25 protein-coding genes and 1 pseudogene are annotated in these 25,698 nt (G+C 37.9%); 9 read left to right on the forward strand and 17 right to left on the reverse strand.

From position 1 onward, the window contains the following. The first annotated feature begins 396 nt into the window (after positions 1-396). The gene (locus tag OSH00_RS00160) at positions 397-1,398 is read left to right on the forward strand and encodes a glycosyl transferase family protein (RefSeq protein ID WP_266128730.1); all 1,002 of its coding nucleotides are present in this window, start codon (positions 397-399) and stop codon (positions 1,396-1,398) included. A 22-nt stretch (positions 1,399-1,420) separates the two neighbouring features. On the opposite strand, the gene OSH00_RS00165 is transcribed toward OSH00_RS00160, so the two are convergent. The 3 genes from OSH00_RS00165 to OSH00_RS00175 form a co-directional block, all read right to left on the reverse strand. Next, a complete protein-coding gene (locus OSH00_RS00165) occupies positions 1,421-1,813 on the reverse strand; it encodes a hypothetical protein (RefSeq protein WP_266129283.1) in 393 nt (130 codons plus the stop codon). A 127-nt stretch (positions 1,814-1,940) separates the two neighbouring features. After that, positions 1,941-2,207, reverse strand: a complete 267-nt coding sequence (locus tag OSH00_RS00170; protein ID WP_010112869.1) for a YeaC family protein — start codon at positions 2,205-2,207, stop codon at positions 1,941-1,943. A gap of 2 nt (positions 2,208-2,209) precedes the next feature. Continuing rightward, on the reverse strand, positions 2,210-3,148 hold the full coding sequence (locus OSH00_RS00175; protein WP_196077211.1) for an NAD(+) kinase: 939 nt from the start codon (positions 3,146-3,148) through the stop codon (positions 2,210-2,212). 158 nt (positions 3,149-3,306) lie between these two features. On the opposite strand from OSH00_RS00175, the gene mrcB reads away from it, so the two are divergent. Beyond that, on the forward strand, positions 3,307-5,700 hold the full coding sequence (gene mrcB / locus OSH00_RS00180; RefSeq protein ID WP_266128731.1) for a penicillin-binding protein 1B: 2,394 nt from the start codon (positions 3,307-3,309) through the stop codon (positions 5,698-5,700). Positions 5,701-5,753: 53 nt separating this feature from the next. Then, complete coding sequence (locus tag OSH00_RS00185) at positions 5,754-6,338, forward strand: tetratricopeptide repeat protein (protein ID WP_196077209.1); 585 nt, start codon at positions 5,754-5,756, stop codon at positions 6,336-6,338. Positions 6,339-6,365: 27 nt separating this feature from the next. On the opposite strand, the gene OSH00_RS00190 is transcribed toward OSH00_RS00185, so the two are convergent. Next, on the reverse strand, positions 6,366-7,289 hold the full coding sequence (locus OSH00_RS00190; RefSeq protein WP_266128732.1) for an NUDIX domain-containing protein: 924 nt from the start codon (positions 7,287-7,289) through the stop codon (positions 6,366-6,368). 140 nt (positions 7,290-7,429) lie between these two features. Between OSH00_RS00190 and hemP the strand changes: the two genes are divergently transcribed. Further along, positions 7,430-7,600: a hemin uptake protein HemP gene (gene hemP / locus OSH00_RS00195; protein WP_004721884.1), complete on the forward strand. Its 171-nt coding sequence runs from the start codon at positions 7,430-7,432 to the stop codon at positions 7,598-7,600. A 197-nt stretch (positions 7,601-7,797) separates the two neighbouring features. On the opposite strand, the gene OSH00_RS00200 is transcribed toward hemP, so the two are convergent. The 4 genes from OSH00_RS00200 to tfpB form a co-directional block, all read right to left on the reverse strand. After that, the gene (locus tag OSH00_RS00200) at positions 7,798-9,132 is read right to left on the reverse strand and encodes a sensor histidine kinase (RefSeq protein WP_266128733.1); all 1,335 of its coding nucleotides are present in this window, start codon (positions 9,130-9,132) and stop codon (positions 7,798-7,800) included. A gap of 30 nt (positions 9,133-9,162) precedes the next feature. Further along, positions 9,163-9,840: a response regulator transcription factor gene (locus tag OSH00_RS00205; RefSeq protein WP_266128734.1), complete on the reverse strand. Its 678-nt coding sequence runs from the start codon at positions 9,838-9,840 to the stop codon at positions 9,163-9,165. 154 nt (positions 9,841-9,994) lie between these two features. Next, positions 9,995-10,354: a NirD/YgiW/YdeI family stress tolerance protein gene (locus OSH00_RS00210; protein ID WP_266128735.1), complete on the reverse strand. Its 360-nt coding sequence runs from the start codon at positions 10,352-10,354 to the stop codon at positions 9,995-9,997. A gap of 109 nt (positions 10,355-10,463) precedes the next feature. Next, complete coding sequence (gene tfpB / locus OSH00_RS00215) at positions 10,464-12,221, reverse strand: type IV pilus assembly ATPase TfpB (protein WP_266128736.1); 1,758 nt, start codon at positions 12,219-12,221, stop codon at positions 10,464-10,466. Between the two features lie 169 nt (positions 12,222-12,390). Between tfpB and OSH00_RS00220 the strand changes: the two genes are divergently transcribed. Beyond that, positions 12,391-13,662 carry an MgtC/SapB family protein gene (locus tag OSH00_RS00220; RefSeq protein ID WP_266128737.1) on the forward strand — a complete coding sequence of 424 codons (1,272 nt, stop codon included), beginning with the start codon at positions 12,391-12,393 and terminating at the stop codon, positions 13,660-13,662. Positions 13,663-13,966: 304 nt separating this feature from the next. Then, positions 13,967-14,938 carry a hypothetical protein gene (locus OSH00_RS00225; RefSeq protein WP_266128738.1) on the forward strand — a complete coding sequence of 324 codons (972 nt, stop codon included), beginning with the start codon at positions 13,967-13,969 and terminating at the stop codon, positions 14,936-14,938. Between the two features lie 97 nt (positions 14,939-15,035). On the opposite strand, the gene OSH00_RS00230 is transcribed toward OSH00_RS00225, so the two are convergent. Beyond that, the gene (locus OSH00_RS00230) at positions 15,036-15,668 is read right to left on the reverse strand and encodes a hypothetical protein (RefSeq protein WP_266128739.1); all 633 of its coding nucleotides are present in this window, start codon (positions 15,666-15,668) and stop codon (positions 15,036-15,038) included. Between the two features lie 233 nt (positions 15,669-15,901). Between OSH00_RS00230 and OSH00_RS00235 the strand changes: the two are divergent. The 3 genes and pseudogenes from OSH00_RS00235 to OSH00_RS00245 all read left to right on the forward strand — a co-directional run. Beyond that, a pseudogene (locus tag OSH00_RS00235) lies at positions 15,902-16,129 on the forward strand (DUF3144 domain-containing protein); the annotation flags it as partial. Positions 16,130-16,181: 52 nt separating this feature from the next. Beyond that, positions 16,182-16,586 (forward strand): DUF3144 domain-containing protein, encoded by a 405-nt coding sequence (locus OSH00_RS00240; protein WP_266128740.1) that lies wholly within the window; start codon positions 16,182-16,184, stop codon positions 16,584-16,586. A gap of 202 nt (positions 16,587-16,788) precedes the next feature. Then, the gene (locus OSH00_RS00245) at positions 16,789-17,853 is read left to right on the forward strand and encodes an amidohydrolase family protein (protein ID WP_266128741.1); all 1,065 of its coding nucleotides are present in this window, start codon (positions 16,789-16,791) and stop codon (positions 17,851-17,853) included. Between the two features lie 67 nt (positions 17,854-17,920). Here the strand turns inward: OSH00_RS00245 and OSH00_RS00250 are convergent, their stop codons facing one another. The 8 genes from OSH00_RS00250 to OSH00_RS00285 form a co-directional block, all read right to left on the reverse strand. Further along, a complete protein-coding gene (locus OSH00_RS00250; protein ID WP_266128742.1) occupies positions 17,921-18,337 on the reverse strand; it encodes a GlcG/HbpS family heme-binding protein in 417 nt (138 codons plus the stop codon). 145 nt (positions 18,338-18,482) lie between these two features. After that, entirely contained in the window at positions 18,483-19,778 is a 1,296-nt protein-coding gene (gene hemL / locus OSH00_RS00255; RefSeq protein ID WP_266128743.1) for a glutamate-1-semialdehyde 2,1-aminomutase, read from the reverse strand. 39 nt (positions 19,779-19,817) lie between these two features. Continuing rightward, positions 19,818-20,441, reverse strand: coding sequence for a thiamine phosphate synthase (gene thiE / locus OSH00_RS00260; protein ID WP_266128744.1), 624 nt, complete (start codon positions 20,439-20,441; stop codon positions 19,818-19,820). A 97-nt stretch (positions 20,442-20,538) separates the two neighbouring features. Further along, on the reverse strand, positions 20,539-21,582 hold the full coding sequence (locus OSH00_RS00265; RefSeq protein WP_266128745.1) for a hypothetical protein: 1,044 nt from the start codon (positions 21,580-21,582) through the stop codon (positions 20,539-20,541). 24 nt (positions 21,583-21,606) lie between these two features. Continuing rightward, entirely contained in the window at positions 21,607-22,293 is a 687-nt protein-coding gene (locus OSH00_RS00270) for a hypothetical protein (protein WP_266128746.1), read from the reverse strand. Between the two features lie 123 nt (positions 22,294-22,416). Continuing rightward, on the reverse strand, positions 22,417-23,703 hold the full coding sequence (locus OSH00_RS00275) for a carboxypeptidase-like regulatory domain-containing protein (protein ID WP_266128747.1): 1,287 nt from the start codon (positions 23,701-23,703) through the stop codon (positions 22,417-22,419). An 81-nt stretch (positions 23,704-23,784) separates the two neighbouring features. Then, on the reverse strand, positions 23,785-24,954 hold the full coding sequence (locus tag OSH00_RS00280; protein WP_266128748.1) for a helix-turn-helix transcriptional regulator: 1,170 nt from the start codon (positions 24,952-24,954) through the stop codon (positions 23,785-23,787). 285 nt (positions 24,955-25,239) lie between these two features. Further along, positions 25,240-25,623 carry an Mpo1-like protein gene (locus OSH00_RS00285; RefSeq protein WP_266128749.1) on the reverse strand — a complete coding sequence of 128 codons (384 nt, stop codon included), beginning with the start codon at positions 25,621-25,623 and terminating at the stop codon, positions 25,240-25,242. Positions 25,624-25,698: the final 75 nt, after the last annotated feature.

The raw sequence follows: 25,698 nt of genomic DNA on the forward strand, positions 1-25,698 counted from the left end.
TGTTCGAAGAAATATCCAATATTAATGCGACCATTTGCTGACACAGCCAAAAATCCCAATGAAACATCAGGAAAATAGATTTTTAGAAAATAAAAATCCGTTCAGAAAACGTCAGTTTTCCAAAACAATGACAACGAATGACGATGTTTAAGATTTATTCTGTATTGCTGATATGCAAATCAGAATAAATGTAGAACAGGAGATGAAAAATAAAACACTATTCACGGTTATTTTAATTAATTTTTAACCATCAATCTCTATTTAATTGCAACCTTTGCCTAACATCTGTTCAATTTTTGCTTAGACCTTAGTCTAATACTGTAGAGATTTACCCTCTTATGATTCATTTATGGCATATTGTATTGCACCACTCCTTGCACCTATGATCGCATCCATATGAACACCAAACGCAATCTATATAAAGACTTTGAACATCCTTTTGCGCAGTATGTGCGAATTATTGGTAAAGGAAAAAATGGTGCAAGATCACTCACCTATGATGAAGCTTATCAAGCTTTCTCGATGATTTTAAAAAATGAAGTTCTGGATGTTCAGCTGGGCGCATTTTTAATGTTGCTGCGTGTGAAGGAAGAGTCTGTAGATGAACTTACAGGTTTTGTCCAAGCGACCAAAGACCAATTGAATTTCCAGGCACTTTCTGTGGATTTAGACTGGTCATCCTATGCAGGTAAACGTAAACATTATCCATGGTTTTTGTTGGCGGCTTTAACACTGGCTAAACATGGATACAAGATTGTTATGCACGGCGCTGCTGGGCATACCATGAACCGTGTTTATACTGAACAGGTTTTAGCGCATTTGGGATTTCCAATTTGCCAAAATGAAACAGCGGTCAAACAACAGTTAGCAGCCCAGAATTTTGCTTATTTGCCTTTGGATGTAATCTCTCCAATTTTGGCGGATTTGATTAATCTCAGAAATGTGATGGGATTACGCTCTCCAGTACATACTCTTGCTCGTCTAATTAACCCTTTCAATGCCAAAGCCACCATGCAGGCTATTTTCCACCCTGCTTACCGCAGCTCGCATCAACAGGCAGCCTTTCAACTGGGTTATCAAAATAGTGCTGTGATTAAGGGTGAAGGTGGTGAGTTTGAAAGAAATCCGGATGCGAAAACACTGATCTGCGGTATTCAAAATGGCGAACTCTATGAATATGAATTGCCAAAATTAACAGATCAACGCAGTCCTGTTGAAGAACAACTGGATCTGTCCGTGTTTAAAGCAGTCTGGGAGGGTCAACAATCACATGGCTATGGTGAAATTGCTGTGACTGAAACGATGGGGATAGCGCTCTATACCATGGGTGTGGTATCAGATTATGAAGATGCCATGAAAAAAGCCCAACAGCTTTGGAACACACGTTTTTTAAATTGAAGCCTGTACCAAACTGTGATGATCAATGACCACGCTTTTCGATAAAATAAAATTCAGACCAATAGGGATAATGTTTTCCTGATGAATGAATATTTCTAAGTATGAGCCGATCACCAATGTAAATTGTATTTTTATTCTGCTCATGAGGACCAGATAAATATGCATCTTTTTGCTGTCCAATCAACTTGGAGCAATATTGCCGATGTTTTTTCAAATGTTTTGAAGCATTGCTTGCCTCAGCATTTTGAATTTTTATCCCGATCAATAACATGGGATACCCGTCATTTTTAATGGACGTATGTTGCGTAACAGGATTTTGAAAGTTCCGGCTGGACACAACAGTAACATCAAGCCGACACTCGATGCTTTTTTCAATATTGGGTTGCGCCACGACACATGTTGTCGAGGTCAACATCAATAGAATAATTAAAAAATACTTGCGCTTATTCATCTTAACATTATTTTATTGTTTTCAATTTTTTGCTGCTCGCCACAACGAACCATGTCGCTGTGGCGATGTTCAATTCATTTATGGTTTACTGTTAAACGAAACGAATCGGTTTGAATTCTGGTTCAGGAACATGTGAATCACATTCCTCACCTTCTTCCTTATGACCTTTATCAATATAACCTGTACGCTCTTTTTCAGGGACATTCTGATGTTCCCAAGCAATCACCGCCTGCATACAGGTTTGACGCTGCTCAGCAGTCAGTGCCACACCATTTGGCCATTTTCCAATTTCTACTGCTGTTTTTAATCGTTCAACAATGTCAGCATCTAAAATAGAAAGCATCTGTTCAATATTCATGGTCAATCCTGCTGAAAAGAATCAAAATCTTGATTCCAACCAAGTTTAGTACGACAAGCCATATAGAAGTCATACCCTGGCGGATGTAAAAGTATTAGTTTGAATGGATGTTTGCGAATATGCAAACTATCCCCAACATTTAATGAAACACTGTGTTGTCCATCTGCGCTCACCATCGGCAATACGCGATTTTCACGAATCAATATCTTGATTTCACTCTGCCCACCGACAACGATTGGACGTGAAGATAAAGTATGTGGATGCATCGGAACCAAAGCAATCGCATCCATACTCGGGTGGAGAATCGGTCCCCCACCCGATAATGCATAGGCTGTCGAACCCGTGGGTGTGGAGACGATTAAACCATCACTGTGCTGACGGTAAACATATTGTCCATCAATGTTTAATTCGAAATCAATCATATGTACAGATTTACCTGAATGAAGTACCACATCATTCAAGGCAATCGCATCATAAATGGTTTCGTTTTTGCTGCGAATTTCTATTTCAAGTAAAAAACGACGATCAAGCTGAAACTCGCCTCTGAGCACTTGATCAAGTTTAAAGATCACTTCAGTCGGCTTAATGTCGGTCAGAAAGCCCAAACGACCACGGTTTACTCCCAGAACAGGTATATTATATTTCACCAATGCACGTGCTGCATGTAATAAGGAACCATCGCCACCAACAACAATAACTAGATCGACCACCTCACCGAGTAAATTCTTACTGACAGTCTGGGTATTGGTATAGGGAACAAGTTCTGCTGTTGCGGTATCAAAAACGGGATGTAAACCTAAACCCAACAAATGATCATGTATAAGGCAAAGCGTATCAACCACAGAAGATTTATCTGGTCTTCCAATCAAACCAATGTTACGAAAGGTCTTTGGTGAAATCTGCACAGGTGCTTTAGCTCCACTGAAATTCTGAGATATCATAGCACTTTCAGAATATGTTTATAAAATCATTCATCAACGAAAAATAACAAGAATACCCAAAAAGCCTTTTAATTTGTGTATTTCACAGATTTATTATTGCAAATTTAAGAAAAGCTTCGCATGATTAGCGAAAATAAATTGGGTTTTATTATCTGTATATGAAGAACGAACGTGGTATAGGCTTGATTGCACTGATTTTTTGTGTATTGGTCATTGCAGCATTTTTTGCATTTAGTATCTACTTAATTCGACTCGACAATGTTATTCGGGACAAATTCGAAGGAAACCGTTGGGACATTCCTGCTAAAGTATTTGCACGACCATTGGAAATATATGCAACCGCACCTATCGCACAAACAGACTTTGAACAAGAGCTTAAACAGCTGGGTTACAAAAGTAGTGACAGCTATACCAAATCAGGAACATATATCAGCCAACCCAATTCAGTGTATGTCCATACACGGGGTTTCGACTTTGGCGACAGCGTTGACCCGGAACAAGTTCTGCAAGTGACCTTTGCAGGAGATACCGTTTCTGACGTTAAAGCCACCAAGCCAACCAATACCGGAATTGCACGTTTAGAACCAATGTTGATTGGTGGAATCTATCCTCAGCATAATGAAGACCGCGTACTGATTAAACTGAATAAGGTGCCAAAGCCTTTGATCGAGGCATTAATCGCGACGGAAGACCGTAACTTTTATCGTCATCACGGGATTTCTTTCCGTGGCACTGCACGGGCTTTGGTCAGTAATGTGACAGGTGGAAAACGTCAAGGGGGGTCAACACTCACTCAACAGTTGGTGAAAAACTTTTTCTTAACGCCTGAAAAAACCTTGAAACGTAAAGTCAATGAAGCATTGATGTCTCTTTTATTAGAGCTTCATTACAGTAAAGATGAAATTCTTGAAGCCTATTTAAATGAAGTGAATTTGGGGCAAAGTGGCAATTATTCTGTCAATGGTTATGGTCTGGCTTCACAATTCTATTTTGGATTACCACTAAGTGAGTTAAATATTTCACAACAAGCCTATCTTGTGGGTTTGGTTCAAGGTCCTACCCTGTTTAATCCATGGAAGAATCCTGAAGGGGCAAAAAAACGTCGAGATATTGTGTTAAACAATATGTTAGTCATGGGCTATCTAGATCAAGCGCAATATGAAAAAGAAATTTCGCGTCCATTGAATGTCGTACGTAAACCGACTCTAGGAACCGCGAAATTCCCAGACTTTCTCGATATCGTACGTCGTCAGCTTAAAACAGAGTATCAGGAGTCTGACCTCACCAATCAAGGTTTAAGAATTTTCACTACCCTTGATCCAATTGCACAAACCAAAGTTCAAAATAGCTTTAGAGACACCGTGACCCGATTAGCCAATGCCAATCCATCACGCTTGAAAGACTTGCAGGGTGCTGTTTTAGTCACCCGTCCCGAGAACGGTGAATTGATTGCTGCTGTGGGATCTACGCAAGACTTTACGGGTTTTAACCGTACTGTCGATGCAAAACGTCAAGTCGGTTCTTTGCTTAAACCTGTGATCTATTTAAGTGCGTTGGAGTCAGGTCGTTATAATTGGGCATCTCAAATCGAAGATGCACCCATCAGTTTACCAGTCAATGGCAACCAAACATGGACACCGAAAAACTATAGTGGTTCTGGTCATGGTTATGTTCCTTTAGCACAAGCATTGGCGAACTCATATAACCTGTCAGCTGTACGTCTGGGCAATGAGTTTGGCATATCAACATTTAGCAATAATCTGACTAAATTTGGTGTGACCTCTAAAATTCCGAATTATCCATCGATTTTCCTCGGCGCAGTTGATATGTCACCGATGGAAGTGATGAGTATCTATGGCAACTTTGCAACGGGTGGATTTAAATATCCGACCAAAGCCATTCGGACTGTGGTTGATTCAAACGGTCGCCTCTTAGAGCGCTTCGGCCTAAATGTTCAGCAAACAATCGATCCTTCTGCTGCATACCTGTTGAACTATGGTTTACAGCAGGTAATGTCCTCGGGTACAGGTAAAGCGGCTTACAATAGCTTATCTGCTGACCTTAAACTTGCCGGTAAATCAGGAACAACCAATGATACGCGTGATTCGTGGTTCGCAGGATACTCAGGCAACAACTTAGCTGTGGTATGGTTAGGTTTGGACAACAATAAAATTACGGGGTTGACAGGTTCATCAGGGGCATTACCTGTATGGATTAATGTGATGAAACAGTTACGTCAAAAACCTGTGAATTTGCGTCAAACAGATGATATCGCCTGGCAGTGGATTGATTCACGTACTGGGGAATTGTCTGCCCAAGGTTGTGAGGGCGCCATGTATATTCCTTTATTACGCCATACTGTACCAAATCGTGCGACTGAATGCGGTATGCCACATTATCAGGTGGATCCACAATACGTACCCGATACACAACAAAACGCTTCGCAAACACAGTCAGGTGATAGTATTGACAACTACATTCGTGAGAGTGAAGACAGTATGGAACAGGACTCAAGAGGTCGTATGATTTCAAGTGGGAGTTACAACAACTAAATCCTCTCACTTTTGAGGTTAAGATGGACTGGCTTTTTGAATAGGAATGAATGATGAATCGTAATGTGACCAAGACCACTTATTTAATAAGTTTAATGGGAATATTGGCTTTAACTGGTTGTCAAACGACACCACAACACACCAAGCCACCACTAAAACCTGTCGAAAAGCCAGATACATCACAGCAAAAGAACAATGTTCCGACGCCTGACGGTGTAAAGATTACCCCGTATGAGCGCCCTGAAATTAAACGTGAAAAAGTCCCTACTGTTATCGTGCCACAACAAAAGGCCCAAACTCAAAAATTTGACGATGGGCAAACTATTCCGGCTTTTAAGCAATTGATGCAACAAGCCCAAACTGCCTACCAAAAACAGCAATGGGATGAAGCTGAACGATTTACCTTACATGCACAACGTTTAGCCCCACAATCTGCCGAAGTTTTTTCTTATCTGGCTAGAATCGCCCAACAGAAAAAGCAGTATGCAAATGCTGAGTCCTTAGCTCGACGTGGCTTAAGCTACGCACAGACCAATACGCAAAAGAAAGTGTTTTGGAATACAATCTTACAATCGGCACAGCAGTTGAAAAATCAAAAGACCATTGCAGAAGCATCTAAACAACTGCAAAGCCTTTAGCAACTCAGTCCAAAAAACTAGCTTAAATTAGAACTGGCTTATTCCTGCAATACCATAAGCATGATGTTGTTGTGCAATGCTTAGATCTGCGGGGCTTAAACCACCCAATGCAAATACAGGCAAATCACTACTTTTGGCGTATTGTGCAAACTGCTCCCATCCCAAAGCATGAGCATCTGGATGTGTTTTAGTAGGTAGAACAGGGCTCAAAATCACAGCATCGAATCCTAAGCTGTGCGCACGCTGTAAAGACACCATATCATGACATGCTGCGATACAGCGCAAACCCAGTGGCAATTGCCCCATTTGCAAATCCATCACCTGTTGTTGTTTGTAATGCACTGCAGCCACAGCTTTCTGCAAAGATTCTGGCAATTTTACCCAAATATCAATATTGACGATCAATCTAGATAGATCATCCTGATCTATCTGTTGAATTTCTTGGATTACAGATGGCTTAAATTCAGTTCGGTAATAAAATAATGGCAATACCGTTTTTTCGTGGCTTGTGTCTTTTTTGCTATCCCTCAATGCGGTCAGATCGTCAGAAATCTTAATATAATGGTGCCAAAATAAACGTTGAATAATCGGTCGATTGGCTTTGGGAAAATTCAGTTCTAAAAGTTGATCACGGCTATACCACGTCCACGGTTTTTGAATGTCTGCTAAATACTGCTCACTCACAGTGGTGTGAAACAAGTGCAAAAAAACTTCGACATCTTCATACACATGATGAATCACATCAAAAGCATGCCAGTGTTGAATGCCAACTCCCACTTCCTCAAAAATTTCTCGTCGGCATGCTTTAACAGGCGTTTCTCCTGCCTCAATCTTGCCTCCCGGGAACTCATATTTATTCCCTTGGTGCTGATCAGCATTGCGCCATCCTACAAGGACTTTGCCACGATACATCAATAAAGCTATGGCGACATGGATAGTGGGTTTTGACATAGAAAATAAGACCTGAAGTTTTAATCAATTGTAAGTAAATATAGAAATTTTATAAATGATAAAAATTATCGTTGACAGATCTATTCGATAATGATTATCATTTAAATCACTTAGACAACACCCCACTCGGAGTCAGAAGAATGAACGCACCATTTAGCTTATTTACACGTAACACCGAAGCTCACCAATCCCTTCCAATGTTACATTCGAACAACTTATTTGCATTAGGGCGCGAAATCCGCATTATGCATGCCGGTGAAGAATATCGTTTACGCTTGACTCGTAACAATCGCTTGATTTTGACCAAATAACGATAAAAATAACTGATTTAAAACAAAAAACGTGGGAACAAGCAGTATGAATCAGCGCATACTGCTTTTTAAGTTTTATTCATGTAATTTTACATATCACTTATTTATCGCAGCATTTCAGATATTCAAACACATCAGTGATTGCACAACCATCCAAATGCTTGAAATATTTGGAATGAATAGCCAAGCATTCCAATTTAAGATAAATAGACACGGATTTTCAAGCCACCATACTCAGAAGCACTAAAATGAATTTGGCCTTGATGTAAATCTATCACTGTTTTACAAATCGACAAGCCTAGCCCTGAGCCTCGTGTTTGGGTTCCTAAAGCACGAAAGAAGCGTTCACCTAAACGTTCAATAACCTCGTTTGGCACACCCTCACCTTCATTTTGAATTTCAAATAATTTCCAATGCTCAAAATGACCCAAATGAATATAAACATGACCTTGTTGTGGTGTATATCGAATCGCATTATCAATCAAATTACGGAGGCAAATGAACAGCAGTTCTTCATTTACCTCAACGTCTACATCTTCGCTTTGAGTATGAACCTGAATTTGTTTTTCATCAATAAATGTTTCTAAAGCCAAAATGACTTTTTCTGTTATATGCCCCAGACTTGCCCTTTTTTTGGGTAAATCAACTGCTGCTGCAGGGTCTAATCTGGCCAGCAACAACAGATTTTCAAGTACTTGTGTACCACGAAATACATCGTTTTGTATGAGATTTAATTGATGGTGAATTTCAGGAAATCCTGCATACTTGCGTTGCAACAACTGCAAGCGCATGTGTATCGCAGACAAAGGTGAACGTAATTCATGCGATGCATCTGCGGTAAATCTTTGTTCTGCGACCAATGCTTGTTCAAGCCGGGTAAACATCTGGTTCAGTTGATTAACCATCGGTTGTAGTTCTTTAAATTCAGGTTGAGGCTGCTGAATCAACGTTAAGTCTTTCACACTTTTCTCAGCTATTTCTTTTGAGAGAGATTGGATTGACTTAAATTGTTTTTTGACTGAAAAGTGCAGAATCAACCATTGGATCGCCCATAAGCTCAGTAAAATTAAAAAATAACTGATTAAGCTTTGCGATAAATCTTTGAAACGTTCATTCAACGGTTGAATTACATAGACGCTCAATCCAGAATCCGTATTCTTTGCATGATAGCTTCGCCAAAGTTGATGATTTAACCAAACAAAGTTATAACCACTATCCTGATGAGTCATCTTAGAGTGATCAGTTGCGTTGAGTTCAAACTCTGGGGATTGTGTTAAACGTATATCTCCATTCATCAATTGATATTGAATATCAAATTCATCACTCAGTTCATCCAGTTGAAACCCTGAAGTGGTACTCAAGTCAGAAATCAGCAGCATGTCTGAAATTTCATCCATGATTTGATCTTGAACATCCATGTTGTGATAAATGGACAATGCAATCAGTAACAGCAAAGCAAACATACCCGCCACAATTGAACTCAACATGGACGTTTTAATCAATTTATGTTGGAGCGAGATGGCTTGACTCATAGATACCCTGTTGAAACCATTAAGAATTAATCATTTGACTACTGGTTCTTGGGGGGTGTTCATTCGATACCCCAATCCACGTATGGTTTTAATCAAATGATTGCCAATCTTCTTCCGCAATTGATAGATATAAACTTCAATTGCATTACTTTCAATTTCATCACCCCATGCATAGAGAGAAGCTTCTAACTGCTCACGCGTCACAACATGTTCAGGTTTTTGCATCAGTTTGTATAAAATCTGAAATTCTTTTGCAGTTAAAGCAATCGCTTGCTGGTCTTGAAAAACAGTTTTTGCTTGGGTATCAAGAACTAAATTAGCATACTTTATTTCATGTACATTGACTGTCTGTGCTTGTCTTAATTGTGCACGTACCCGGGCTGAGAGTTCTTCAAGGCTGAAAGGCTTGACCAGATAATCGTTTGCGCCTAGATCCAAACCTTGCACACGATCTTGAATACTGTCTCTTGCCGTTAAAAAAATCACAGGCGTATCAGGATATTGCTTTTTTAATCGCTCTAAAATCTCGTCTCCTGTGGCCTTTGGCAAACCTCTATCAAGCAGAATACAATCATATTCATGCTGTTCAATCGCTAAAATGGCGTGATCACCACGTTCAACCCAATCTACATTATAGCCATCCATTTCTAGCCAAGATTGGATACTTTCAGCTTGTGAACGGTCATCTTCCGCTAGCAATATTCGCATGATCCCCTCCTCGTCTTCAGCCTGATCGAAACGACATCGGCTATTAAAACAATCTCTATATAATACCGAAAAAGACCAGACACGAATGCATCTGATCTTTTTCAACTATTAAAGTTCAAATCATAATGAGTTGTAGTCTTTGCAATCGAACGCATTAAAAATTCACGGCATCAACATCAATTTCAACTCGCTTGGTTGGCTTATAATCAATATCCACCTCACCTATTAAGGTCACAGCGGTATTCGGTGCAATCGGTTTACCCTGCCATAATTCATCATCAATATCGACAGTGATCGTACCAGTGTGATCACGGAATTGATATTTTTCATCGCCGATGGCTTTTACTACATTGCCACGTAACTGGACTTTTGTATCATCTTTCAAAGTTAATGCATTTTTGACAGTGGTTAAACTTGGTGTAAGTGCTGACTGATTTACAGCTGTATTTGCTGAAACAAAAGAAGTTGCACCGATTAAAGTTGCTGCCAAAACTGTTTTAGAAATTGAATTCATTGTATTACCTCATGGATGTTGATCATTTCAATGAAGCCATTAAAACAAATCAACATGAGGTGAATCTTAGGATGCCTTGATTTTCAACTTTCGCTATAAAGTGGAAAAATTAATTCAGAGGTACAACCCTTAACACTTCTTCTAAAGTGGTTATACCTTCTAAAACTTTACGCGCACCAGCAATTCGTAAAGGTTCGATTCCTTCTTTCTTGGCTTGCATTCTAAGATCATCTAAGTTGGCATTGGCGCTGATACGTTGTTTTGCTTCTAGACTGATTGGCATAAACTCATAAATACCCACACGACCTTTGTACCCCGTTTGGCGACATTCTTCGCAACCGACCGCTTTAAAAATAAAATCAGGGGTCTTGGTTTGATAACCAGAAGTTAAATGTTTCCATTCTTGCTCATTGATAAAAGTTTCTTGTTTACAATGAGGACATAGCTTCCGCACCAAACGTTGAGCAAGCACTCCCAGAATTGTTGCAGCTGTTAAGAAAGGTTGGACACCTAAATCATGCAAACGGGTCAAACTTGATGGTGCGTCATTGGTATGCAGGGTTGAAAGCACGAGGTGACCTGTTAAAGCTGCCTGAATTGCCATATTCGCAGTATCTTGATCACGGATTTCTCCGACCATGATAATGTCTGGATCCTGACGCATTAACGCCCGGATACCATCCGCGAAACCCAATTCAATTCCTTGATTCACCTGCATCTGGTTAAAGCTGGGTTCCAGCATTTCAATCGGGTCTTCGATGGTACAGACATTAACTTCTTCAGTGGCCAATTGTTTTAAGGATGAATACAGTGTCGTTGTTTTACCTGAACCTGTTGGCCCAGTGACCAAAATGATTCCATGACTGTGTTGGGTTAAACCTTGCCATTGTGCCAACAAGTGCTCATCAAATCCCAATTGTTGAAAACTGCGTACCAAAACCTCTGGGTCAAAAATACGCATCACTAACTTTTCACCAAATGCAGTCGGTAAAGTCGAGAGACGTAATTCAGTTTCTTGCCCTTTCGGAGTACGGGTTTTCAGACGACCATCCTGTGGTTTACGCTTTTCTGCAACATTCATCCTTCCTAAGATTTTAATCCGTGAAATGACTGCAGTTAAAGTATTGGCAGGCATGTTATAAATCGTGTGCAAAACACCATCTATACGAAAACGAATTTTGCCCTTTTCCTTACGCGGCTCTAAATGGATGTCACTGGCCCCTTGTTCAAAGGCGAACTGTAAAACCCAATCCACAAGTTTAACAATATGCTGATCATTGGCATCTGGATTTTGCGTATCACCCAATTGTAAAAGCGCTTCTACACCCTTATTTTCCTTATCATAAGCACTTGATTTTTGTGAGTTACTGACAGCTCGACTGACCTGATAATACTCTGTCAGATAGCGCTGTAGCTGTTCAGGGTTTAACACCACTTTTTCGATTTTTTTTGGTCTTAAACTGCGTTCCAGATTATGCAGCCAATCCGTCATAAAAGGCTGAGCCGTCCCAATTAAAATACGATCGGCACTCACTTCTACAGCCAAGATTTTATTTCTTAATGCAAACTCTTGAGACATCACACCAGTCAAAGATGTGACATCTGCTTTTAAAGGATCAATGGTAAATACACTTAACTGTGCTTTTTCAGCCAACCATTCTGTTAAAGCTGTGAGTGTCAATCTTTTTACAGGATCTTGGGCATCAACCAACTTAAAATTTGCAATCCATTGCAAGGGATGCCACTTCAATTGCTCACGTTGCCTGTGCGTGGTCTGGACCAATAATTTTTCACGCTCAGTAATACGTCCATCTTTTAATAATTGTTCTAAACACCAAGCTGTATCGATTTCGAAATTGAATTGCATTGTTATATCCCCAAAACACAGTTTACTATAACAAAATTAACTTTTGTATTTACTGAATTTTTTAAATTGAACTCTATATTATTCAGAAGTCAAAAATAAACTTTTGATTTCGGAATACTTTAGGCTACATTGAAATCAAACAATCTATTCATGGTTCTGGGGGAGCGCTATGAATTTAATTCCAACCATGCCATTTGATTTCAATTCTTATCATGATTTATTTACAATTATTGCGGCTGCTTTGGGTTGCGGTTTGTTGATAGGACTCGAACGTGAACGCAGCAAACAACGAGAAAATCAACGTAGTTTTGCGGGTTTAAGATCATTTGCGATTTGTTCAATCTTCGGTGCCGTATGCTTTTTATTTGGTCCCTATTTTGGCATCGTAGGCGCGCTGATCACAGGTGCAATTGTTGCTTACTCGATCAAAAATCAGACCGATGATCCTGGGGTTACGACTGAAGTCGCTTTTATTCTCAACTACTTTATTGGTGGAATGTGTTTATGGAACATCCCATTTGCTGCTGGCTTATCCGTCATTTTGACAATCTTGCTCATGACCAAACATTCCATGCACGGCATCGCAGGCAAATGGATCACAGAATCTGAATTTAGAGATGGAATTTTTCTCTTAGCATTGTTACTGATTGCACTTCCGCTTACCCCCAATAAACCATTGTGGGGTTCAGTCCTTAATCCCTATGTGATTTTAAAATTACTCACTTTAATTCTGACTGTACAAGCATTGGCGCACATTGCCAAACGATTATTGTCCACAAAAAATGCTTTGCTCTTGTCCTCTCTAGCATCTGGCTTTGTATCCAGTACAGCAACGGTTGCCAGTTTAGGATTAGAAGTCCGTAACGGACGTGCCGATGCCAAAGCCAATGCAGGCGCTGCACTTATGTCATGTGTTGCGACGCTATTGCAATTGATGATTATTGTCATTGGTGTAAGTATTTCTTGGTTTAAAGTCATTATTTTACCCAGTCTGGTGGCAATCACTGTTTTAGTTATTTTTGCATTATGGCTCATGCGTAATACGCAACCAATTGAAACGTACAAATCAACGGATAGTCGTATGTTTAGCCTTAAAGAAGCTGCGATTATTGCTGGATCTTTAACCTTGATTCAAGCAGGTGTTTATGGCTTAAACCTATTATTGGGTGATGCAGGACTCATTGCAGGTACACTTCTTGCGTCACTTTTTGAAATTCACGGTGCATTAGCAACCATCGTCATTCAAGGTGAGCCAAGTCATTCTGTATTGTCACTTGCATTCCTGCTCGGTTTAGCTGCGCATGCAGTGGCGAAATCAATAAATGCTTTGATAAGTGGTGGGAGTCACTATGCACTTGTTTTTGCTCCAATTCAAATTTTACACATGTTGATCTTTATTGGAATTTTTGTATGGGTTGTTCAAAATTCGACTGCTTTATAAGTTTTTTTAAAAGAAAGATTCAACATGAATAATTCCCCCTTTTCTTATAAACAAGTTAAAACTTTAAATATCAAGATAATTCATACATTAGGCTCATTTTGATTCATCTAAGCATGAAAATGATCGCTTAAAAATATGCTGCTGCGAATATTCATCAACCTGTCGATTCAATATTTTTAGACCACCAGTGAAATAAAATTCCAGTCTTAAAACTAGGTATTGAAAAAATAATAGGTTTCAATATCATGACAACGTAAACTTTTATATGCATAAATTTTTAATATTTTATAATTTGGAATAATTCATGAAAATTAAATTACTGTCTTTTACCATTATTTCTTCATTATTTTTGACCGCATGTGGAGGAGATTCTGATGCTGGGGACTATACCACCAACAATGAGTCTGAATGGTTTAGCTATGAAACTGGCGGTTCGCTTCAAGACGCTTATCTGTTTAGCAAAGTAAAATTTAGCTTTAGAAACAAACAAATGTATATCGATGGTGAATATAGAATTGATGGTTCCACCCAGTTCACTGCATCCGATCTGTTGAGCCATTATTTAGCAGCTGATGGATTGTATGATGCGCCTAAGAGTAAAACGGATTTGGGCTATCAAATTGCAACACTTAAATCGAAATCAGCAACAGTATGGACATTTACACCATATTCCACGCGGAACTACAAGCAATTAGAATTAACTGAAAAATTTGAAACTGTTAATTTAACTGGTAAATTAATCAGTCCATATATCAATGGTTTTGATCATTTTGCGGGTTTAAATAATGCATTGAGCTCTGCGATTGGACTTTATCCTGCGTACTACGTGAAAAAGCTGCAAGGTAAAACTTTCCCGACAGGTTCAACATGTTTAAGATCAATATCTTCTTCGACCAATACCCCTTTTGCTGATCTGTATTCGAACGACCCCATCAATAATTACCAACCATCAAAATATTTTCAAAATGGTTATATTGAAACAAAACTTGGTAATTTCAGCTTAGATTTATCTCGTAATATTCAACCAAACAGCCCGATAGATGCTGTTGCTAAAATTGGCTCTGACTATTATCCAGCCGCTTATTATACTACTGGTGACTATGAGGTTCTTGTGGATAAAATTCAGCAGTATGAGCAGGATTATAAAGACGCCGTGAATAAGTTTGGGAAATACAGTATCAATGCCCAAATAGAATTCGCATACCTTGAGGGTTTAAAATCTGAATGCACATTGTTCAACACCACAGCAAGCCAAGCAATTGATGCTGTAAAATAAAGTAATCCTGAAAAACGATGCTCTGATTAAACATGGATTTCGTCAGGGCATAGCTTTTATGCAGTTATTTTAAAAAATCAAAATGCTTTATCATCAATTAACGATATTTTCCAAAGACCTTCCAAACTTGATTATCCGCCAAAGGATCTGCATAACTGTCATTGCGTTGCTTACGTGGTTTTTCCCTGGCATCAACCAACTCAAACTCTTTCTCAGTGCCGAGTACCAATCCATTCACATAAAATCGAGTTCTGGTATATTCACTTTGCCCATGTTGAAAAATATAGGTGCGTAAATCAATAAATTCACGATGTGCTACCAAGGCAGCCGCATCATCACTGTTTAACCATTGAATCATATTACTGATTTGACTTGGCTCAAATTGACCACATTTTTCGATCAAAGCAGCAATACCACGAAAGGTTTTAGACTCTTTAGCACGAGTTTTATTGATACGAATTCGATCTACATGAAAAAAGAACAAGGGTAAATTTAAATGGCTCGGCAAATGGACAGCATCCAAAGGCTCATCTGTCATAAAGGGTTGGTAGAGTGACTGTGCCCGTTCAATCAATCCAAGCCATTGTTTGTAGTAATGCTGTACTTGTGTTTGAGGTGCATAATAAATCGGTAAACCTTCAACATGTGCAAGCTCAGTCGGTGGCCAAATATTTTGGCGTAATAATGCAATATCGCTTTTTAGACTTTGTACAGCAATCGCATCTTGCATGATCTGCTCCTGAAGTATTTATTATGCTTAGGCTATTTTGAGTATGCTATAGTTATCTCAATGAAACAAGCCTGTAAATAGGAAAGGTTATGTCTGAAAATAATGATTTTTTTGAAGAAACTGAACAAGTTGACGTAGATGAAAGCTTTTACGAACGCGCTGATGAATTTATTGCACTTGCCAATTAATTCGCTGATGCTGACCATCAAGTCTCTCATCTCACAGCACATCCAGGTAGTGTCAGTGCTTCATTTATGTACGCCAATGCACGTTATAGCATTTGGCATGCGGCTTGTTCTTATCAAAAAGCATCGGATTTTAAAGCTGATCGACAAGTGATCTTAGATTATTACACTGAACAATTTAAACTCATGCTGGAAGATCATCTTGATGAATATCAAGAAAATTTTGACAGTTATTTCCCTCAATCAGACAGCGATGAAGTAAAGCGTTTCGTTTGATCATTGGATTGCCTATAATAGCTGCCAATGAAATACCATATGTGGAAAGACCATGTCTCAAAAAATCAACGCGACTGATATCACTGAAGAAGAAGCTTTAAATGCTGTTTTTTTTGAGCGTGCAGATGAGTTTATCAAACAAGCCAATGAATTCTGTCGCCCTGTAAAGGAAAAGCCAGTCAAGCCTGAAGAGCTTCGCGGTCAAGTCAGTGCTGCGATGTTATTTGCAACTGCTCGCTTTAACACCTGGGTTGCTGCCAATAATTTTAAAGATGGTAATGAAATGCGCGATGCAAAAGAACAAGTCATGTCTTATGTATTACAGCAATTTCAAATGATGCTTGAAGACAATTATGATGAATATTGTGAGCAGTTTGAAAACTATCTACGTTTCCGTAAAGATGAGCATTTCCATACGCATAAGCATGATCACGAGGGTCATGATCATCAGCATTAATCTTTCCTGAAAGCTGCTGTATACAGGTGACCGTTTTAGCCTCTTTCTCGAAGAGGCTGAATTTTTCATCCACACTTAAAACGATACTTTGAAATTTCAAAACAATTCATATTTCCAATCTGATATTTACGAACAAATAATATTCATCTTTTATAAAACTATTGTATGGTATGTTCATAATAAATAACAATTTGGATGTTATATGCACACATTTGATTTTCCGCTCATTGACCCACATATACACCAATGGGATCCCTATAACACACCTCATGCTGCTGCATTTGCTGTAAAGCTTTTCGGTCAACGTCCTTTTCTGTTGGATAAAATGGTTCGTCTGGTGAAACCCAAGGATTTAATTGATACTGTTGGGCTGACTGAGCATATTACACGCCCCTATTTGCCAGAAGACTATAAAAATGATCTAGGGCGATATGCCGTTGAACAGGTCGTGCATATAGAAGCAAGCTGGGCAAAGCATAAAGGTAAAGGTGTGGTCGGTGAAACTGAATTTATTGAGTCTTTACCTTTTAATGAAAATACAGTCAAACTGGGCGGTATTGTTGCTACAGCAGACCCTCGTGACAGCAATTTCAAGAAAATTTTAAAACTGCATCAAAAAGCATCCAAACGATTACGCGGTATACGCCGTATGGCTGCTTTTCACGAAGACAAAGGTGTACATAACTGGACAGATACACCGCACCTTTATACCCAAAAGAAATTTCTCAAAGGCTTTGAGCAACTGGCTCAGCATAACCTCAGCTTTGATGCCTGGGTGTATTCTCAACAAATCACAGATGTGATTGAACTTGCAAAAAGTTTTCCTGAAACCTCCATCGTTCTAGATCACTTGGGCACGCCTGCGGGATTATTTGGCAAGGTCGGTCAAAATACTGGCTTGTCTAAAACAGCACGGGAAAATATCTTTTATCAATGGCAGGAAGATATTGCAGAATTATCCACACTTCCAAACGTATATACAAAAATGTCTGGATTATTTATGCCTGTCCTCGGACACCAATTCTATAAAAAGAAACACTTGGCATCGAAACAGCAAATCATTGACCTTGTTGCCCCACTCATTCTGCATGCTTTAGAAAGTTTCGGCACATACCGTGTGATGTTTGCTTCTAACTTTCCAATGGATCGAGTCAATACCAGTCTCATCAATATCATTGATGCATTTAGTGATATTGTGATGCAATATGATGAAAATGCACTTGAAAAAGTCTTTCATCATAATGCTAAACAATTCTATCGTTTATGATTGAACAGGATTAAAGTGATGTTTCCAAATATCACTTTAATCTCATCGTTCACACAAGAATCAGGGTTCAATCAAATTGGGCTAGAAAAACCTGAATCGCATGCTGGGCAATTTGAGCATCTTCAAATGATTTCACCCCAGATATCCCCACAGCACCCACCACATGTCCTTGATATAAAATCGGTTCACCACCTTCTAACATACCTAAACCAGTATTCATTGATAAAAATCCCATTTGACCATTTTTAATCAAGTTCTCATAAGCACTTGAAGGTCGACGACTGAGTGCTGAACATTTGGCTTTTTCTTGACAGAAATTTGCAGACATTGCCGATGCTCCATCCATGCGCTTCATTGCCAATAAATTTCCTGTTTCGTCGACAATAGCAATACTGACATTAAAGTGGTGTTCACTTGCATATTGTTGTGCGGTATTCAATAGAAATTCTGCATCGGATAAAGTTAAATAATGTTTAGTTTGCATATTTTCGTCCGTAATTATCGTATTTAAATTTTAAAAAAAGCCCATAGTACAAAGGCTATGGGCTTTTATTCTAAATGAAGCTTCACTAAAAATGACTGTTCATTCTGCTCATTTATCACAGCAATGAACAAGGCATAAAATTAAGCTAATTCTTCATTTCAGCAAAGGTTTCTTTAGCAGCTTGAATCGTAAATTCAATATCCTCATCGCTATGTGCGGCAGAGATAAAGCCAGCTTCAAATGCTGAAGGTGCAAGATTTACACCACGGTCTAACATACCGTGGAAAAATTTACGGAATGCATCAATATCACATTTCAAAATATGATCAAAACTGCTGATTTCTGTTTGATCGGTAAAGTAAATTCCAAACAAGCCACCCGCTTGCTGAGTAAAGAATGGAATCCCGGCTTCATCTGCAGCAGCTTGTAAGCCTTGCAGTAATTTATCCAGTTTTGCGGTTAAATCCGTATAGAAATTGGGCTGGCGAAGTGTTTCAAACATTTTTACGCCAGCACGCATTGCCAATGGGTTACCCGATAAAGTTCCCGCTTGATAAACACCACCTAAAGGTGCAATACATTCCATAATTTCACGTTTACCACCAAATGCACCTACGGGTAAACCAGCACCAATAATTTTACCCAAAGTGGTTAAGTCTGGTTTTACATTGTAATATGCCTGTGCACCACCCAGTGCAACGCGGAAACCCGTCATAACTTCATCAATGATAAATACAGATTGATATTGATCGCATTGTTCACGAATCGTCTCTAAAAAGCCTTTTACGGGCTTCACCAGATTCATATTCCCTGCTACAGGTTCAACAATTACACCTGCGATTTCATGACCATACTTCGCAAAACACGCTTTAACCGCCTCAATATCGTTATACGGCAAAGTGACAGTATGTTTTGCAAAGTCCGCAGGTACTCCTTTTGAAGTTGGTTCACCCATGGTCAACATCCCCGAACCTGCTTTTACCAAGAGCGAGTCTGAATGTCCGTGATAGCAACCTTCGAATTTAACAATCATGTCACGCCCAGTATAACCACGTGCTAATCGAATAGCAGTCATGGTCGCTTCTGTACCGGAATTGGTCATACGAACCAATTCAATGGATGGCATGATTTCACAAATTAAATCTGCAAGCGTGGTTTCATGAACAGTGGGTGCACCAAAACTTAAACCATCAACCGCTGCTTCTTGGACAGCTTGGATAATATCAGGGTGTGCATGCCCCAAAATCATGGGACCCCAAGAACCCACATAATCCACATAACGCTTACCATCGACATCATACAAATAAGCCCCTTTGGCCTTTTCGATGAATATTGGCGTACCACCGACGCCATTAAACGCACGTACGGGAGAGTTCACGCCCCCAGGGATATGTTTACTGGCTTGTTTAAACAATTGTTCTTGCTTGGCAGATAACGTCATGAGATTACTCGACTAAAAAAACAAATTACAAAGATAAGCTTAGGCTTTGTGAGCAGTAAATAAATCTGCCCATTCTTGGGTACGGACAGTGACACCAGATAAAGTGCGTCCTAATATATCACTAATTACAGCACAAAGGTCGGCACCTGCTTCGATCACAGGTGCTGAATTTTCAACAGTTAACCCCCCGATTGCACAGATGGGTATATCGAATTTAGCTTTGGCTTGTTTTAAGGTATCCAGTCCGATATTTCCTGCTTCCGGTTTAGTATCCGTCGCATAGATTGCACCAAAAGCAACATAGTTTGCACCATCGGCAATTGCTTGTTCGGCAAGTTCGATCGAATTGTTACAACTTCGCCCGATGAGTACACCTTTGGGTAAACGTGCCACAGCTTCAGCAATCGAGCCATCGCCTTGACCTAGATGAACCCCCACACCGTATTTGATCGCTGCGTCTAAATCGTCATTGATCACGAAAGGTATTTTATATTGTGCGCACATGGATTTCATGTACTCAATTTCATAGTCCTGATCTTGTTTTGGCACTTTCTTGCGACGATATTGCAGAACAGCAACCTCATAGGTTGCCATTGCACCTTCTAGTTTTGCTAATAAAAGTTCAATTGGATCATCATTGGTGATGAGATAAAGACCGCGCATAAAGAAACTATCATATTTAAAAATCCCCCTTATCCTAAACTGCTCAATTTCCAATTACAATTCAGGTTTTATATAGAACTGATATTCGTTCGCTCAACTACGATCCACATATTCCTTCTATTGTTTCATTTGCTTCCTGAATCGCCTTAATTGCTCCCTCTCTAACTTCCATTATTCCTACTGTATTACTTCGACAGTGTTTGGTGAGGTCTAATATTTTTAGTTGCAATATTTTAAATCTTTTTGCACCTTCACAAGCACCTATATTACTTGCGCCAACGCTTAATTCCTGTATCAATGGTTGAGTATTGGATACTAAATAATCATCTGTACAGTTTACATCACCACTAAAATCTGATGCTGTTATACCATTGAATGAAGCTTTACTTTGCCGCGTTTCCAGAGCAGTATTCGCACTAGAATATTTATCCATTCCAATTGAATTTTGTTTATTCACATATTCGCTCAGAATGTTTTGCACAATATTTAGGGTAGATGCTTTTTCAGTATTTTTGCTTGTCAAACCGATGTTATTCGCTGTTAAACCAGATGAATTTATTCTATTGGTATAACTTTGCAAAGAACTCGCTATTTTATTTCCCTTTGCAAGTGCCTCATCATAATTTTGCTGCGCTTGATTTAAACTCGCTATCGTATTGTTGTTGATTTGATTCAGTTTTGTATCACCTTCTTTTTGCGCTTTATCCATTAAAGTATCGATATCATCATCTTGTATCTTCACAATTTGGCCACTGTTGACTAAACTTCCAGTATATGTAGCACGTTTAGTTCCAATGCAATTTCCCCCTATTTTTTCTGGAATATCTGGAAACTCACAAATAATAAAGTCAGCTCTTTCATCTTTTTTTCCAGTCACGAAAGTTGACTCATTGGGAAGAAGAGTCGTATATGTTCCAGAAAAAACTTGAGATTGGGACAAAGTATATTTAAGATTTACTTTAAAACTACAAATATTCTTTAGGTTAAAAACGCCCTGAATAGGATCAATAACATTTAAACTGATACAATCCGCACTTTGGCTCGCATATTGGCGCTGCCCCTCTTGTTTTTCAGCAGAATTCACACCAATATTTACAGTCAAACCAATAAATATCAGTACAATTTTTTTTAATCCATACATCACTCAAACTTCCTTTCAAATTATTTATTTTTGATAAGAAACCATATGTTCGATTTCATCTGTTCGAACTTTAATGACAATTGAATCGCCTGCTTTTACATTTTCAAAGAAAACAACACCGTCAATCGTTTTTCTTGGCTGAAGAACAACTTCTTGCAAAAGTGATGTATTGAGTTGCGTGGATAACGCGCTCATTCGATCATCGGTGTTTTGTTGCGATGCCATATGGCTTTGTGCTGTATAATTCAGCGAATCTGTCGTATATTGTTGTGTCGACTGCGCTAACGATGTATCTCCAGATGTTGCTCCGACAACACCTACAGCCATTGCCAATGCTCCATTAAGTACACTCCAAGCAGTATTCTTGGTTTTCTGGCGATCTTTAATTTGATCTAAACGCGCTGCTGTTAATGGTTGAACAGGTTGATTATTTTTATATACTGTTATGTTAGTGGGTCCAAAAGTGATCGGTTTATCACTCATATTGGCGACAATAATTCGAATAGGTAACCCATATTTAGCAATACTTTTATAACTATTAGATGTCGTATCTAACTTACTTATACGTACAACAAAACCCTCTCTTTTTGATTGGATAAAACCTTCATTGGTTAAAGTTTGTTCCGAACCCAATTTAGCTTTAGTAGGTACAGTTGAACATGCAGTAAGAATAATTGTAATTAGTAAAATACCTATTAGTTGGTTTTTCATGATAACTTCCTTTTATTTCACAACAGAAAATGATGTACTTAAAATTATGTTCAGTTGTTTCATATAAATCCATTCCATAAATGAGTAATAAAAAACCACTCTTCATGAGTGGTTTTAGTCCTTTTACTTATTACATAAATCGACGTCAGCTTGATAGTTAACTTGAAGTAGTTTGCTGACCTTAATCCAATCGATAGGATTCTGTAATGTATATGTTGTTGAGTAACTATAAAGATTATTCGCATCTATCGCATTAATATAAATACCATCAAAAGATTTGTTTTGACAATTAGTGATATTATTTTGAATAAAATTTATAAATGATGTCCAGTTATTATTTATATTACTACAAGCTCTTGCCTTTTCAGTTGAACCAGAAACTAAACCATTTGGTTTTAAATATTCATAATGTGGTCCAAGTGCGGCATAATTTACTGCACATAATATATTTGAATTAAGCTCATTAGAATAATTTGGATATAAGACATTAGATGCACGATATTCAATTGGATAATAGTGGTTGTCAACCGCAATAGAACCTGTATTATCACCTGTTGATGATGGATTCTCTGGTGTAGTTGGTGGCGTTACAATAGTACCATTTCCACTAAGCTCGCCAAACATATTAATCATTTCAAAATCATCAAAATCACCATTCTTTGGCAGTGAATTAATTTGTACTTGGACTTTGTCACCAGCCTTAAAGCTGCTTAAAGAAAAACACGCTTTATATTGGCTAAAACTTCCATTTTCAGCACTATCTGGAAGGATTTTGACAATATAAGTACCGGGTTGACCATTATTTGACAATGAAATCGGATCATTACTTCCATCATTTATACTATTAAAGCCTCTGCCCATAAATGAAATACAGATATTGTCATATTTTGATTTTAATAGATCTGAATAAATAAAATGATCAATCCAAACCTTTCCTTGAGCCTTTATCTGTAATTGAGAGTTTACAGAACCTGTAAACTGATTATCGCCTAAATGAATAATATCTAAGCCATTAAAAAATATAATATCTGTCTCTTGCAACTTCTTTAATGTTGGATTAGAAGTTTTGGTATCAACTCCCAAATGATTATTTGTATAACTAAACAAAACTGTGACAGACTTGTAGTGATCAGCCTTAATTATTCCTGCAAAAAATTGCGGATAATCATAATCTTGTGGTGTATTTAATCTATAGTTTCCATTATTGTCTGTTTTTACAGAATATTTTATATCATTAAGCTTGACTGATACTTCAGCACCAGCAATCGGATTACCAGCATCATCTATAACTTTGCCACTTGTACTCCAGACAGCTCCATCAATATTTTGATTTCCTTCACCACCACCACCGCACCCAGCTAAAATTGAAATAGTGATCATTAGAAATATTACTTTTTTAATTCGTTTCATCTTGAATCCTTTTTATTCAAAAATAATAAAAAGTATTCGCTTTATTTTTTATCCAATCCATTCCTCAAATGAGGAATAATCTCATGCTCTTTCATGATATTTAGGCATATTAAGTAATAATTTCATCAACTCAGACTGTCGATTGGTATCTGTTTTTTTAAAAATAGACTGTAATTGTTTTCTTATGGTATCAATATTTACATGATTTTTTTGAGCAATCTCTTTAAGAAGAAAGCCATCTAAAAGAGATAAGGCGACTTTTGACTCTGCTGGAGTTAAATTAAATGCAGCACTCAGTAAATGTGCATCAATATTTGGCGCATAAGTGGGTGAATAAAGCGTCAACATAATCGATGGTCGTATGCCAAATGCTTTCAGCTCTTGATCTGTAATTAAAAGTGTTGCAAAAATATAGAAGACTTCCCCCATCTGATCTACAATCTTTATACAGCCATCTTCGAAAAAACGCTGATTCAAATCATTTTGTTTTTTAAATGCAATTTCGATTTCTTTTAGATTTTTCTTGAGAACTTGCATATAAGGCATTGGTAATTTTAAATAATTTTTTTCAATTTGAATTATATTGTTTGTTTCTAAAATTCGCTTCGCGGCTTTGTTCTGATGTACAACCTGTCCTGATAAATTTAAAATCACAATAGGCTGTGCTAATTTATCAATCAACGTATAACCCATGATCGCTTTATTTGAAAACTCATAAATACTGCGTTGAATCTCGACTACTCGTTTTAAGTGAATCAGTAACCTATCTAAAAAACTCAATTCATCAGAATTTAATGGTTGTCTTTGTTCTGATGTTTGAACTGCAATTAACATACATAGTTTTTCATCAAGTATTATTTCGTGTGCAGCGGTATAACGCATATTATAGGGAAGTAATATATTTTGATATAAATGTGATTTCTTTACAAAGTCATCAGATATATCATGATGACACTGATACCAACCTATGCGTTGCGGATTAAATACACCAGTCCAGCGTGGGTCATCATTCACAGGATAATGTAAATACGAAACTTCTGCATAAGCAGTATCACTTTCATTTACAAATCGATTAACTGCTCGACTAAAAGAATAAGCATGAAACTCTAAATCCAATGCCAATATATGTACAGTTGAACAATCCATGACTTGCGTCATTTTTTTACAAAAAATACCCCACCCATCAACATTGAGAGGAATTTTATAAATTAACTCAACGAGTTCATCATAATATTGATCTAAATTGTTCATTTTTAAAATTCATTGATTATTATTCTTTTATCATAAATTACAAAGCATATTTTTTTATTTGAAAATAATCATAGAAAAACAAAATATTTCTAATTATAACGATTGATATATTTCTATAAAATTTATTATTCACGTAAATAAAATATTAAAAATATCATCAAAATATAGCTGTGTTAACTATAGTTCTACTTTAATTACAATTGATTTATTCACAGTTTTTTTAATAAAATATAAAATTATCGAAGAAATACAAAAACCTCTATTTCTTCGATATAATTTTTATCATTAACTGTCAATTTTATCAAAACGGCGATCTTTTAGACTTAGATTGCCTCGTAAAATATCGGAGAGCATACGCCAATCTGAAATAAAGCTATATAAAGGCTGCTTAAAGCTGGCAGGTTTATTTTTTTCAAAGACAAAATGCCCCACCCAAGCACAGGCGTAACCTGAAACTAATCCATATAGCACATATTTGGCTTTACGCTGACGAATTGCTTGAGTAAAGAAATAAATACCCAAACTGCTTCCCGCTGCATGTAAACGGCGACTCATGATGCTGCGGTGTTCTGTTAGATAAAAGCGATAAAACTCTGAATAGTTTTGAATTGGAAGTTCAAATTTAGGGTATTGCTCTAATTCCGATTTAGGCTCTACTTGGGCATTCATGATCAATCATCCTGTTTTATTTTTAATCAGCTTAGTTTATTTTATGCTGCGTTAAAAGCCAAATTTAAAATAGTG

Origin of the sequence: Acinetobacter nematophilus, assembly GCF_026344175.1 — a bacterium.
GTDB lineage: Bacteria > Pseudomonadota > Gammaproteobacteria > Pseudomonadales > Moraxellaceae > Acinetobacter > Acinetobacter nematophilus.

Coding starts and splice junctions, on each gene's coding strand:
- hemL (WP_266128743.1), bottom strand. CDS start 19,778: ATGACGTTATCTGCCAAGCAAGAACAATTGTTTAAACAAGCCAGTAAA.
- OSH00_RS00175 (WP_196077211.1), bottom strand. CDS start 3,148: ATGATATCTCAGAATTTCAGTGGAGCTAAAGCACCTGTGCAGATTTCA.
- OSH00_RS00160 (WP_266128730.1), top strand. CDS start 397: ATGAACACCAAACGCAATCTATATAAAGACTTTGAACATCCTTTTGCG.
- OSH00_RS00285 (WP_266128749.1), bottom strand. CDS start 25,623: ATGAATGCCCAAGTAGAGCCTAAATCGGAATTAGAGCAATACCCTAAA.
- OSH00_RS00250 (WP_266128742.1), bottom strand. CDS start 18,337: ATGCAAACTAAACATTATTTAACTTTATCCGATGCAGAATTTCTATTG.
- OSH00_RS00220 (WP_266128737.1), top strand. CDS start 12,391: ATGAATTTAATTCCAACCATGCCATTTGATTTCAATTCTTATCATGAT.
- OSH00_RS00280 (WP_266128748.1), bottom strand. CDS start 24,954: ATGAACAATTTAGATCAATATTATGATGAACTCGTTGAGTTAATTTAT.
- OSH00_RS00240 (WP_266128740.1), top strand. CDS start 16,182: ATGTCTCAAAAAATCAACGCGACTGATATCACTGAAGAAGAAGCTTTA.
- OSH00_RS00190 (WP_266128732.1), bottom strand. CDS start 7,289: ATGTCAAAACCCACTATCCATGTCGCCATAGCTTTATTGATGTATCGT.
- thiE (WP_266128744.1), bottom strand. CDS start 20,441: ATGCGCGGTCTTTATCTCATCACCAATGATGATCCAATTGAACTTTTA.
- OSH00_RS00275 (WP_266128747.1), bottom strand. CDS start 23,703: ATGAAACGAATTAAAAAAGTAATATTTCTAATGATCACTATTTCAATT.
- OSH00_RS00230 (WP_266128739.1), bottom strand. CDS start 15,668: ATGCAAGATGCGATTGCTGTACAAAGTCTAAAAAGCGATATTGCATTA.
- OSH00_RS00165 (WP_266129283.1), bottom strand. CDS start 1,813: ATGTTGACCTCGACAACATGTGTCGTGGCGCAACCCAATATTGAAAAA.
- OSH00_RS00205 (WP_266128734.1), bottom strand. CDS start 9,840: ATGCGAATATTGCTAGCGGAAGATGACCGTTCACAAGCTGAAAGTATC.
- tfpB (WP_266128736.1), bottom strand. CDS start 12,221: ATGCAATTCAATTTCGAAATCGATACAGCTTGGTGTTTAGAACAATTA.
- mrcB (WP_266128731.1), top strand. CDS start 3,307: ATGAAGAACGAACGTGGTATAGGCTTGATTGCACTGATTTTTTGTGTA.
- hemP (WP_004721884.1), top strand. CDS start 7,430: ATGAACGCACCATTTAGCTTATTTACACGTAACACCGAAGCTCACCAA.
- OSH00_RS00170 (WP_010112869.1), bottom strand. CDS start 2,207: ATGAATATTGAACAGATGCTTTCTATTTTAGATGCTGACATTGTTGAA.
- OSH00_RS00200 (WP_266128733.1), bottom strand. CDS start 9,132: ATGAGTCAAGCCATCTCGCTCCAACATAAATTGATTAAAACGTCCATG.
- OSH00_RS00210 (WP_266128735.1), bottom strand. CDS start 10,354: ATGAATTCAATTTCTAAAACAGTTTTGGCAGCAACTTTAATCGGTGCA.
- OSH00_RS00185 (WP_196077209.1), top strand. CDS start 5,754: ATGAATCGTAATGTGACCAAGACCACTTATTTAATAAGTTTAATGGGA.
- OSH00_RS00265 (WP_266128745.1), bottom strand. CDS start 21,582: ATGTATGGATTAAAAAAAATTGTACTGATATTTATTGGTTTGACTGTA.
- OSH00_RS00270 (WP_266128746.1), bottom strand. CDS start 22,293: ATGAAAAACCAACTAATAGGTATTTTACTAATTACAATTATTCTTACT.
- OSH00_RS00245 (WP_266128741.1), top strand. CDS start 16,789: ATGCACACATTTGATTTTCCGCTCATTGACCCACATATACACCAATGG.
- OSH00_RS00225 (WP_266128738.1), top strand. CDS start 13,967: ATGAAAATTAAATTACTGTCTTTTACCATTATTTCTTCATTATTTTTG.